This is a genomic window from Stenotrophomonas sp. SMYL20, assembly GCF_036320045.1.
Lineage (GTDB): Bacteria > Pseudomonadota > Gammaproteobacteria > Xanthomonadales > Xanthomonadaceae > Stenotrophomonas > Stenotrophomonas maltophilia_A.
The window spans coordinates 179,529-190,590 of the sequence record NZ_JAWIRT010000006.1 but is presented as its reverse complement, the minus strand read 5'-3'; the positions used below and the strand labels follow the sequence as shown (position 1 = coordinate 190,590).

The 11,062-nt window shown below is 66.6% G+C and carries 8 protein-coding genes; 5 read left to right on the top strand and 3 right to left on the bottom strand.

Annotated features, from left to right (window positions below):
* Positions 1 to 588: 588 nt before the first annotated feature.
* On the top strand, positions 589 to 1,911 hold the full coding sequence (locus V3B48_RS06805) for a mechanosensitive ion channel family protein (RefSeq protein WP_329893407.1): 1,323 nt from the start codon (positions 589 to 591) through the stop codon (positions 1,909 to 1,911).
* Here V3B48_RS06805 and V3B48_RS06800 read toward each other — a convergent pair.
* Genes V3B48_RS06800 through typA form a run of 3 tightly spaced genes read right to left on the bottom strand, consistent with a single transcriptional unit; the run spans position 1,836 to position 5,826 of the window.
* Complete coding sequence (locus tag V3B48_RS06800) at positions 1,836 to 3,458, bottom strand: amidase (RefSeq protein ID WP_049401441.1); 1,623 nt, start codon at positions 3,456 to 3,458, stop codon at positions 1,836 to 1,838. The two genes, V3B48_RS06805 and V3B48_RS06800, sit on opposite strands and share 76 nt — an antisense overlap.
* 41 nt (positions 3,459 to 3,499) lie before the next feature.
* The gene (locus V3B48_RS06795) at positions 3,500 to 3,967 is read right to left on the bottom strand and encodes a DUF2127 domain-containing protein (RefSeq protein ID WP_049422416.1); all 468 of its coding nucleotides are present in this window, start codon (positions 3,965 to 3,967) and stop codon (positions 3,500 to 3,502) included.
* An 11-nt stretch (positions 3,968 to 3,978) separates the two neighbouring features.
* Positions 3,979 to 5,826: a translational GTPase TypA gene (typA, locus tag V3B48_RS06790; protein WP_032129766.1), complete on the bottom strand. Its 1,848-nt coding sequence runs from the start codon at positions 5,824 to 5,826 to the stop codon at positions 3,979 to 3,981.
* Positions 5,827 to 6,099: 273 nt separating this feature from the next.
* Between typA and V3B48_RS06785 the strand changes: the two genes are divergently transcribed.
* The 4 genes from V3B48_RS06785 to prpE all read left to right on the top strand — a co-directional run bounded on the left by V3B48_RS06785 (position 6,100) and on the right by prpE (position 10,975).
* Positions 6,100 to 6,591: a peptidylprolyl isomerase gene (locus tag V3B48_RS06785; RefSeq protein ID WP_004153629.1), complete on the top strand. Its 492-nt coding sequence runs from the start codon at positions 6,100 to 6,102 to the stop codon at positions 6,589 to 6,591.
* 118 nt (positions 6,592 to 6,709) lie between these two features.
* Positions 6,710 to 7,696 carry a malate dehydrogenase gene (locus V3B48_RS06780; RefSeq protein ID WP_004153634.1) on the top strand — a complete coding sequence of 329 codons (987 nt, stop codon included), beginning with the start codon at positions 6,710 to 6,712 and terminating at the stop codon, positions 7,694 to 7,696.
* A 121-nt stretch (positions 7,697 to 7,817) separates the two neighbouring features.
* Positions 7,818 to 8,432: an RluA family pseudouridine synthase gene (locus V3B48_RS06775; RefSeq protein WP_329893406.1), complete on the top strand. Its 615-nt coding sequence runs from the start codon at positions 7,818 to 7,820 to the stop codon at positions 8,430 to 8,432.
* Positions 8,433 to 9,094: 662 nt separating this feature from the next.
* Positions 9,095 to 10,975: a propionate--CoA ligase gene (prpE, locus tag V3B48_RS06770; protein WP_329893405.1), complete on the top strand. Its 1,881-nt coding sequence runs from the start codon at positions 9,095 to 9,097 to the stop codon at positions 10,973 to 10,975.
* Positions 10,976 to 11,062: the final 87 nt, after the last annotated feature.

Here is an 11,062-nt window from a genome sequence, read left to right as displayed (position 1 = left end):
AGCCCTGCACCTGCTGCAGTCAACGTCAACGTCAACAGCGGGCATTCCGTGGGTTGGCGGGGCGGGGGGGGGGGGGGGGGGGGGGGGGCGGGGGGGGGGGGGGGGGGGGGGGGGGGGGGGGGGGGGGGGGCCGCCGCCCCCCCCCCCCCCCCCCCCCCCCCCCCCCCCCCCCCCCCCCCCCCCCCCCGGCTCTGACAGATTCCGGCGGCTGTTGGTAGGTGTCGACCTTGGTCGACACGGTAGATCCACGCTATGCGTGGATGAATTTCCAATGGAATCGAATATTTCGATATCTGTGAGATTTGAGCCGAGCATGGCTCGGCTCTACAAAAAATGCCGACAGATCGCAGAAAACTGTCGAAGGCGGGGTGGGTCCGGTTGCGGGGGCGTGAGCGCCATGGATGGCGCGACCGAGCCTCCATGGATGGGTTTACGGCGTCCCCCGCAACCGGACCCGCCCCGCCACCCCACAGGAAACCCGCTTCTGCTTCGGCTGTTGCTGTTGCTTCGGCTCGCAGCAGGTGCAGGGCTGCAAGCCCTGCCGACCAACACCCTTCTTACGAACGACTGACGTGACACTCATGCGTCATGCGCGAGGCTGTCCGCTTGGCTGTTCGAGTGGAGGTGGCAACGGTGCACTGGCAAAGCGCACAGGCCTACGCATGGCCATTGGGATTGGCAGCAGTAGTGGGCGGCATCGGCGCGTGGCTGATCCTCTGGATCTACCATCGATTGAAAGGGCGTGATCGCCGGCGTGCACGCATCGGTCGCGTGCTCGGGTTGCCACTGGCCACCGCATGGCCGCTGCTGTTGTTGATTCCCGCATTGCAGGCCACGCCACTGCAGGATCCGGTGCTGGGCAACCTGCAGCATGTGCTGCACATCGCGCTGACCGCGTGCTTCATCTGGTTGCTGGTACGCGCGGTGGCGGCGGGCGAGCGCGCGATCCTGCGCAGTCATCCCATCGATGTCTCCGACAATCTGGAAGCGCGCCGCATCCAGACCCAGACGCGGGTGCTCAGCCGCGTGCTGATGGGCGGCATCATCGTGCTGGGCGCATCGCTGGTGCTGTTGACCTTCCCGATGGTGCAGAAGATCGGCACCGCGCTGCTGGCATCGGCAGGCCTGATCGGCCTGGTGGCGGGTATCGCGGCCAAGCCGGTGTTCGGCAACCTGATCGCTGGCCTGCAGATTGCGGTGACGCAGCCGATCCGGCTGGATGACGTGGTGATCGTCGAGGGCGAGTGGGGCCGCATCGAGGAGATCGGCAGCAGCTATGTGGTGGTGCGCATCTGGGATGAGCGACGGATGGTGGTGCCGCTGACCTGGTTCATCGAAAACCCGTTCCAGAACTGGACGCGGCGCAGCGCCGATCTGCTCGGCACCGCGTTCCTGTGGTTGGACTACCGTGCGCCGATTGCCGCGATCCGCGCTGAGCTGGAACGCATCTGCCGTGGCGAAGCGTTGTGGGATGGCCGGGTCTGCGTGACCCAGGTGACCGAGACCAGCGAGCGTGCGATCCAGGTGCGCCTGCTGGTCAGCGCGCGCAGCTCGGGCGATGCCTTCGATCTGCGTTGCCTGGTGCGCGAGCGCATGCTCGATTTCCTCGCGCGCGAGCATCCGCAGTCGCTGCCGCAGGTGCGTGCGCGGCTGCAACACGAGGATGAGCTGGATATGCCGCGTGGTCCACGTGCACGCACCGCGGATGTGCGTTCGCCGGGTGCTGAAGATGGTGAGGCGGCGATCGTCGGGCCGGTGGCGGGGCACCCGGGCGGTTCGCGCCGGCCGCTGGCCGGCAACTCCGGATCTGCCGGCCAGCGGCCGGCACTACCGGATCACGGCTCGCCAGCGTCGATCAGTGCGTCGGTATCGAAGTGCGGTGGGCGCCGCGCGCGCGTGCGCTGTTCGTAGGCGTAGGCCATCTCGATCAGCTTCGGCTCGCTCCAGGCGGTGCCCATGAACAGCAGACCCACCGGCAGACCATCGATCTGCCCCATCGGCACGGTGAGGCTGGGATAGCCGGCCACGGCGGCGGCGCTGTAGCTTTCACCGGGGAAGTCGTCGCCTTCGCTGCGGATCGGCCATGCCACGCCGGTGGTCGGCGCCACCAGCGCATCGAGCTGGTGGGCGGCGAGGGCAGCATCGATGCCTTCCGGGCCGGCCAGCCGGCGCGCATCGCTGCGGGCGCGGATATAGGCGGGGTCGGCCAGGCCGGCGGTGGCATCGGCCTCCACCAGCAGCTCCTGGCCGAACAGGCCCAGTTCCTGCTTGCTGTGCGCCTGGTTGAAGGCGATCAGTTCGGCCAGGCTGCGCAATGGTGCGCGGTGGGTGCTGAAATAGCGCTCCAGCCCGGCCTTGAATTCGTACAGCAGCAGTGTGCGCTCGGCCTCGGCCCAGGCGCCCTGGTTGGGCAGCTCCACCGGCACCACCACGGCGCCGGCGCGGCGCAGCTCGGTTGCCGCCTGTTCGATCAGTGGCGGCATGCCACGGTACTTCAGCAGGGGCGTCTGCAGCAGGCCGATGCGCTTGCCGCGCAGGCCCTGCGGGTCCAGTCGCGCGGTGTAGTCGTAGACCGCGCGGCCGGGCATGGTCGCGGTGGCCGGATCGGCATCGTCGCGGCCGGCGATCGCGGTCAGCACGGCGGCAGCGTCGGCGACGCTGCGTGCCATCGGCCCGGCAGTGTCCTGGCTGAAGGAAATCGGGATGATGCCCTCGCGGCTGACCAGGCCGACCGTCGGCTTCAGGCCGACCACGCCGTTGATCGCCGCCGGGCAGACGATGCTGCCGTCGGTTTCGGTGCCGATCGCCACGCTGGCCAGGTTGGCGGCCACGGCCACCGCGCTGCCGCTGCTGGAACCACACGGCGAATGGCTGATGCGATAGGGGTTGCGGGTCTGGCCGCCACGCGCGCTCCAGCCGGAGATCGAATCATTGCCGCGGAAGTTGGCCCATTCGCTGAGGTTGGTCTTGCCCAGCACCACCGCACCGGCGTCGCGCAGCCGGCGCACCAGGTAGGCATCGTCCGGACGGAAGCCCTGCAGGGCCAGCGAACCCGCACTGGTGGCCATCGGCGCGGCGTTGATGTTGTCCTTCAACAGCAGGGGAATGCCATGCAGCGGGCCGCGCAGGCGGCCGTCACGGCGTTCGCGGTCGCGCGCGGCGGCTTCCTTCAGGGCATCGGGGTTGAGCTCGATCACCGCGCGCAGGCGCGGCCCGGTGCGGTCCAGCGCGGCGATGCGCTGCAGGTAGGCCTGGGTCAGGGTGGTGCTGTCCAGTTCCCCGGCGGTCATCCGCGCCTGCAGGTCGGCAACATCGGTTTCGGCGTACGGGAACGGCACGTTGCGGCTCGCAGGTTCGGCCGCATGCGCGCTGGGCGTGGCCGGGCTGCAGCCAGCCGAAAGCAGCGCCGGCAGCGCGGCGAGCAGGCAGGTCAGCAGAGGCGGCAAGGACGGGCGCATGGGGCGGCTTGGTCGGCTCCAATCCCCAGTGTAGCCGGTGCTCAGCGGTGGCGCTTGCGCAGGTCGCGGGCGAGCACGTAGACCACGATCAGGTTGATCGCCAGGATCGTCCACGACGGCCAGCCGGGGTGGCGGATGATCGCGAAGATGTCGAAAGGCAGGTACAGGGCGGCGGTCAGGCAGCCCAGCCAGGAGGCCCAGGCCTTGGCCCGCCACAGGCCCCAGGCTTCGACCAGGTGCAGCAGGCCGTAGCCGATCATCCCCGCCGCGGCCAGGTGGACCGCGTCGGGGCTGATCATGTGCAGCAGCGAGGGCAGGGTGCCATGGTCCGGATCCAGGCTGAAACGCCGGATCAGGGCCATGATGCCGTGCCGTAGCGGCTGCGGTCCGAGCACTTCCAGCCCGGTGGCGGCCAACAGCGCCAGCATCGCCTTGCTCGCTTCGAGCAGGGCGATGACATGGAGACCCGGATGCCGGTGTGGATCCGGGTTGTAGCCGCTCAGGTTCACGGGGTGCTGGCTCAGCCGCCGCGCGAAGCCTTCTTGCGGTCGCTTTCGGTCAGGAACTTCTTGCGCAGACGGATCTCCTTCGGGGTGATCTCGACCAGCTCGTCGTCTTCGATGAAGTCCAGGGCCTGTTCCAGCGAGTACTTGATCGCCGGGGTCAGCTGGATCGCATCGTCCTTGCCCGAAGCGCGCATGTTGGTCAGCGGCTTGGTCTTGATCGCGTTGACGGTCAGGTCGTTGTCCTTGGAGTGGATGCCGACCAGCTGACCTTCATACACGTTGTCGCCTTCAGCAGCGAACAGCTTGCCGCGCTCCTGCAGCGGGCCCAGCGAGTAGGCCGGCGTGGTGCCCGGCGCATTGGCGATCATCACGCCGTTGATGCGCTTGGCGATCGCGCCCTGTTCCTTCGGGCCGTAGTGGTCGAACACGTGGAACAGCAGGCCCGAACCCTGGGTCAGGGTCTTGAACTCGTTCTGGAAACCGATCAGGCCACGGGCCGGGATCGAGTATTCCAGGCGCACGCGGCCCTTGCCGTCCGATTCCATGTTCTTCAGCTGGCCCTTGCGGGTGCCCAGCTTTTCCATCACGCCGCCCTGGTGGATTTCTTCGATGTCCACCACCAGCTGCTCGATCGGCTCCATCATCTGGCCGTCGATTTCCTTGATGATCACTTCCGGGCGCGACACGGCCAGCTCGTAGCCTTCGCGACGCATGTTCTCGATCAGCACCGACAGGTGCAGTTCGCCACGGCCGGAGACCAGGAACTTGTCGGCGTCTTCCAGCTGCTCGACCTTCAGGGCCACGTTGTGGACCTTTTCACGGTCCAGGCGGTCCTTGATCTGGCGGCTGGTCAGGAACTTGCCACCGGACAGGTCCTTGTTGCCGGCGAACGGCGAGTTGTTGACCTGGAAGGTCATCGAGATGGTCGGCTCGTCGACGGTCAGCGCCGGCAGCGCTTCCGGGGTATCCGGGGCGCAGATGGTGTCGGAGATGGTCAGCTCCTGGATGCCGGAGATGGCCACGATGTCGCCGGCCTCGGCGGTATCCTGCTCGATGCGCTCCAGGCCCATGAAGCCCAGTACCTGCAGCACCTTGCCGTTGCGCTTCTTGCCTTCACGGTCGATGACCGCGACCTGCATGTTCTTCTTCAGGGTGCCGCGCTGGATGCGGCCGATGCCGATCACGCCCACGAAGTTGTTGTAGTCCAGCTGGCTGATGCGCATCTGGAACGGGCCTTCCGGGTCCACTTCCGGACGCGGCGCGTGCTGCATGATCGCTTCGTACAGCGGGGTCATGTCGCCGTCGCGCACGGTGTCTTCCAGGCCAGCGTAGCCGTTCAGGCCGGAGGCGTAGACGATCGGGAAGTCCAGCTGCTCGTTGGTGGCGCCGAGCTTGTCGAACAGGTCGAAGACCTGGTCGATCACCCATTCCGGACGGGCGCCCGGACGGTCGACCTTGTTGACCACGACGATCGGCTTGAAGCCCATCGCGAAGGCCTTCTGGGTCACGAAGCGGGTCTGCGGCATCGGGCCGTCCATCGCATCGACCAGGATCAGCACCGTGTCGACCATCGACAGCACGCGCTCGACCTCACCACCGAAGTCGGCGTGGCCGGGGGTGTCGACGATGTTGATCCGGTTCTTGATACCGGTCTTCTTGTCTTCCCAGGTGATGGCGGTGTTCTTGGCCAGGATGGTGATGCCGCGTTCCTTTTCCTGGTCGTTGCTGTCCATCACGCGCTCGGCGAGGACGGTACGCTCGGACAGGGTGCCGGACTGCTTCAGCAGCTGGTCGACCAGGGTGGTCTTGCCATGGTCGACGTGGGCGACGATGGCGATGTTGCGAAGATTTTCGATGGACATACGAAAGGGGGCCAGTCGGCGCCGGATTTGGAAAAAGAAGTCCAACATTATACGTCGAACTTGACGATTCGCGAAAAGGTGGATTTCACACCCGTCATGGGGCCCATTCAGCTGGGGGGCCGCGGCGCCGGTCGAGGCCGCCTGGCCTGCACCGCGGGGCACCCCGTCCCGTGGCTGAAGCCCGGATCTGCGCCCATGGTCGAAGCCGCCGCCGCCACGAGGCAGGTGTAAACTAGGTGGCTAGACGCGTTCCCCTCTGCATCAAGGATCTTCATGTCCCTCATCGCCACTTTCGACACCACCCAGGGCCCGATCAAGGTCGAGCTGTTCGCCGACAAGGCGCCGCTGACCGTGGCCAACTTCGTGAACCTGGTCAAGCACGGTTTCTATGACGGCCTGATCTTCCACCGCGTGATCGCCGACTTCATGATCCAGGGCGGCTGCCCGCAGGGTCGTGGCACCGGCGGCCCGGGCTACAAGTTCGAAGACGAGAAGAATGGCGTGAAGCACGAGGTCGGCTCGCTGTCGATGGCCAACGCCGGCCCGAACACCAACGGCAGCCAGTTCTTCATCACCCACATCAAGACCGACTGGCTGGACGGCCGCCACACCGTCTTCGGCAAGGTCCTGGAAGGCCAGGCCATCGTCGATTCGGTCAAGCAGGGCGACGTGATCCATTCGATCACCCTGGAAGGCGACGTCGACGCCGTGCTGGCCGCCCAGGCCGAGCGCGTCGCGGAGTGGAACAAGCACCTCGCCGCCTGATCCCCCTTCGAAACGGCCACCCTCGGGTGGCCGTTTCCCTGTTCCCCGCCGCCCGCCAGGCCTGCGTGGCCACGCCCGCGGCGTCCCATCAAACGCTTGCAAGCAAGAGGAAACCCCCATGAAAGCACCCGTTCGTGTTGCCGTGACCGGCGCCGCCGGCCAGATCGGTTATGCCCTGCTGTTCCGCATCGCCTCCGGCGAAATGCTGGGCAAGGACCAGCCGGTCATCCTGCAGCTGCTGGAACTGCCGGTCGACAAGGCCCAGGCCGCCCTGAAGGGCGTGATGATGGAGCTGGAAGACTGCGCCTTCCCGCTGCTGGCCGGCATGGTCGGCACCGATGACGCCGAAGTCGCGTTCAAGGACGCCGACATCGCCCTGCTGGTTGGCGCGCGTCCGCGTGGCCCGGGCATGGAGCGCAAGGACCTGCTGCTGGAAAACGCCAAGATCTTCACCGCCCAGGGCGCGGCGCTGAACAAGGTCGCCAGCCGTGACGTGAAGGTGCTGGTGGTCGGTAACCCGGCCAACACCAACGCCTACATCGCGATGAAGTCGGCCCCGGACCTGAAGCCGGAGAACTTCACCGCCATGCTGCGCCTGGACCACAACCGCGCACTGAGCCAGCTGTCGACCAAGCTCGGCAAGCCGGTCGGTGGCATGGAGAAGCTGGTCGTATGGGGCAACCACAGCCCGACCATGTACCCGGACTACCGTTTCGCCACCGCCGATGGTGCGTCGATCGCCGATGCGATCAACGACCAGGAGTGGAACGCCAACACCTTCATCCCGACCGTCGGCAAGCGCGGCGCGGCGATCATCGAAGCCCGTGGCTCGTCCTCGGCTGCTTCGGCCGCCAACGCAGCCATCGACCACGTGCGTGACTGGGTGCTGGGCAGCAACGGCAAGTGGGTCACCATGGGCGTGCCGTCCGACGGTTCCTACGGCATTCCGGAAGGCGTGATCTTCGGCTTCGCCGTGACCACCGAGAACGGCAAGTACACCCTGGTCAAGGATCTGCCGATCGACGACTTCAGCCAGAAGTACATCGACAAGACCCTGGCCGAGCTGGAAGAAGAGCGCGCCGGCGTCGCCCACCTGCTGGGCTGATGCAGGCGGTACCGGCGCGAGCCGGTACGTCTTCCATCAAGGTAGGTACCGACCGCTGGTCGGTACGCAGCAACGGGGAAGCTCAGGCTTCCCCGTTGCTGTTTGAGGAATACAGGAACTGATGATCCACCTGCATTACATCGACGACGCGCTGCTGGTGGCCGAGAAGCCGGCCGGCCTGCTGTCCGTGCCTGGCCGCAGCGCCGAGAACCAGGACTGCGTGGTCGCGCGCCTGCAGGCGCTGTACCCGGATGCACTGACCGTGCACCGCCTGGACCAGGTGACCTCCGGCCTGCTGCTGCATGCGCGCGGGAAGGACATGCAGGTGGCGTTGTCGATGCAGTTCGAGCAGCGCCAGGTTGGCAAGCGTTACGAAGCGATCGTGGAGGGGCTGCCTGAAGGCGATGCCGGCGAAGTGGACCTGCCGTTGATCGTGGACTGGCCGAACCGGCCGAAGCAGATGGTCGATCACGAACGCGGCAAACCGGCGCTGACACGTTGGCACGTAATGGCACGTGATGTTGAAGCGCAGCGCACCCGCGTGGCGTTGGAACCGATCACTGGCCGCAGCCATCAGCTGCGCCTGCACATGGCCAGTCTCGGCCATCCCATCGTTGGCGATGTGCTGTATGACGCCGCGCCGGCGCAGCGTGTGCATCTGCATGCGCGCAGCCTGCGGTTCACCCATCCAGTGACGGGCGAGCCGCTCGCGTTCGAGTCCGCGACTCCGTTCTAGGGGTTCGGCAGGGCTTGCAGCCCTGCACCTGCAGAATCAACGTCAACGTCAGAAGCGGGCTATCCGTGGGTTGGCGGGACGGTGTCGGAGTGCGGGGACGCCGCAAGTACGTCCCTGTAGGCTTGGCAGCCGCATCCATGCGGCTGACACCCCGCACTCCGACACCGTCCCACCTTCGACAGGTTCCCGCGGCTGTTGGTAACTGCGGCTTTGTTCCGCGCGGCTGTTGGTAGGTGTCGACCTTGGTCGACACGATTCTTCTGTCAGATATCGAATGAATCATCCACGCATGGCGTGGATCTACCGTGTCGACCAAGGTCGACACCCACCAGAGCAGTCGACCAAGGTCGACATCTACCAGAGCAATACGCCTTTCCGACAGATCGCAGGAAACTGTCGAAGGCGGGGTGGGTCCGGTTGCGGGGGCGTGAGCCGCATGGACGCGGCGACCGAGCCTCCATGGACGGATTTACGGCGCCCCCCGCAACCGGACCCACCCCGCCATCCCCCAGGAAACCAGCTTCTGCTGTTGCTTCGGCCTCTGCAGGTGCAGGGCTGCAAGCCCTGCAGAACAGAACCCCACCCCCTACCAAGGTAGGGCGGCCCGCGCGCCAGCGCCGGACTATCCTCGAACCCATGACTTTGTCTGGGAGGGCTGCGTCATGAACTACGAGGAAACCTATCGTCGCTCGATCGACGAGCCGGAGGCCTTCTGGGGCGAGGAAGCCAAGCGCATCCATTGGCACAAACCGCCGCAGCAGGTGCTCGACTACAGCAACCCGCCGTTCCGGCGCTGGTTCGTCGGTGGTGAAACCAATCTCTGCTACAACGCCGTCGACCGCCACCTGGCCGAGCGCGCCGACCAGCTCGCGCTGGTCGCCATCTCCACCGAAACCAACAGCACCCGCGAAATCACCTATCGCCAGCTGTATCGCGAAGTGAACGACTTCGCCGCCGTGCTCAAGCACCTCGGCGTCGGTCACGGTGACCGCGTGGTGATCTACATGCCGAACATGGCCGAAGCGGTGTTCGCGATGCTGGCCTGCGCGCGCATCGGTGCGGTGCACTCGGTGGTGTTCGGTGGCTTCGCCGCGCACAACCTGGCGCTGCGCATCGACGATGCCAAGCCCAAGCTGCTGATCGCCGCCGATGCCGGCATGCGCGGTGGCAAGCTGATTCCGTACAAGCCGATGGTCGATGCAGCCTGCGCCGAAGCCACGTCGCCACCGCCGCACGTGCTGATCGTGTCGCGTGGGCTGGATGCCGCCGAACCACGCGTGCCGGGCCGCGATGTGGACTACGCCGAGCTGCGTGCGCAGATCGGTGAAGTCGACGTGCCGGTGCAGTGGCTGGAAGCGAGCGAGCCGAGCTATCTGCTGTATACCTCCGGCACCACCGGCAAGCCGAAGGGCGTGCAGCGCGATGTGGGGGGCTATGCGGTGGCGATGGCGCAGTCGATGGAAACGGTTTTCGACTGCAGGCCGGGCCAGGTGATGTTCTCCACCTCCGACGTCGGCTGGGCGGTCGGCCATTCCTACAACGTGTACGGCCCGCTGATCGGCGGCTGTACCTCGCTGCTCTACGAAGGGCTGCCGACGAATCCGGACCCGGGCATCTGGTGGGCGCTGTGCGAGCAGTACAACGTGCGCACGATGTTCTCGTCTCCCACCGCCATCCGCGTGCTGAAGAAGCACGACGCGGACTTCATCCATCGCCACGACCTGGGCGCGCTGAAGTACCTGTTCCTGGCCGGCGAGCCGCTGGACGAACCGACCGCGCACTGGATCAGCGAAGCGCTCGGCAAGCCGATCATCGACAATTACTGGCAGACCGAAACCGGCTGGCCGGCACTGACCCTGCTGCCGGGCCTGGAGATGAAGCCGGTGCGTTTCGGCTCGCCCGGGTTCCCCAATCTCGGCTACCGGATGAAGGTGATCGACGAGAACACCGGCGAGGAAGTGGCACCGGGGCAGAAGGGCGTGCTGGTGGTGTCGCCGCCGCTGCCGCCGGGCTGCATGAGCACGGTGTGGAACGACGACAGCCGTTTCCTGCAGAGCTACTTCAGCCACTTCAAGGAGCTGCTGTACAGCTCGCTGGACTGGGCGATCCGTGACGACGATGGTTATACCTTCATCCTCGGCCGTACCGACGATGTGATCAACGTGGCCGGGCACCGCCTGGGCACGCGCGAGATCGAGGAGGCCATTTCCAGTCATCCGCGCGTGGCCGAGGCGGCGGTGATCGGGGTCAAGGACGAACTGAAGGGGCAGGTGCCGCTGGTGTTCGTCACTCTCAAGCAGGGGCTCGATGGCGAGGATCCGGCGCCGGTGGTGGCCGAGATGATGGCGACGGTGACGACTTCGCTTGGTGCGGTCGCGCGCCCGGCGCACGTGCACGTGGTCAATGCCTTGCCCAAGACCCGCTCTGGCAAGCTGCTGCGGCGCTCGTTGCAGGCGCTGGCCGAGCAGCGCGACCCGGGTGACCTGTCGACGCTGGATGATCCCAGCGCGCTGGAGGAGATCCGCCGCGTGCTGGGACGCTGATCCGGTAGTGGCGGGCGGGGGGGGGGGGCCCCCCCCACCAACACGCCGAGGCGGCGGGGCCCGCCCGCGCACCCCCCCCCCCACGAC

Coding starts and splice junctions, on each gene's coding strand:
- V3B48_RS06805 (WP_329893407.1), top strand. CDS start 589: ATGCGCGAGGCTGTCCGCTTGGCTGTTCGAGTGGAGGTGGCAACGGTG.
- V3B48_RS06800 (WP_049401441.1), bottom strand. CDS start 3,458: ATGCGCCCGTCCTTGCCGCCTCTGCTGACCTGCCTGCTCGCCGCGCTG.
- typA (WP_032129766.1), bottom strand. CDS start 5,826: ATGTCCATCGAAAATCTTCGCAACATCGCCATCGTCGCCCACGTCGAC.
- V3B48_RS06785 (WP_004153629.1), top strand. CDS start 6,100: ATGTCCCTCATCGCCACTTTCGACACCACCCAGGGCCCGATCAAGGTC.
- V3B48_RS06780 (WP_004153634.1), top strand. CDS start 6,710: ATGAAAGCACCCGTTCGTGTTGCCGTGACCGGCGCCGCCGGCCAGATC.
- V3B48_RS06775 (WP_329893406.1), top strand. CDS start 7,818: ATGATCCACCTGCATTACATCGACGACGCGCTGCTGGTGGCCGAGAAG.
- prpE (WP_329893405.1), top strand. CDS start 9,095: ATGAACTACGAGGAAACCTATCGTCGCTCGATCGACGAGCCGGAGGCC.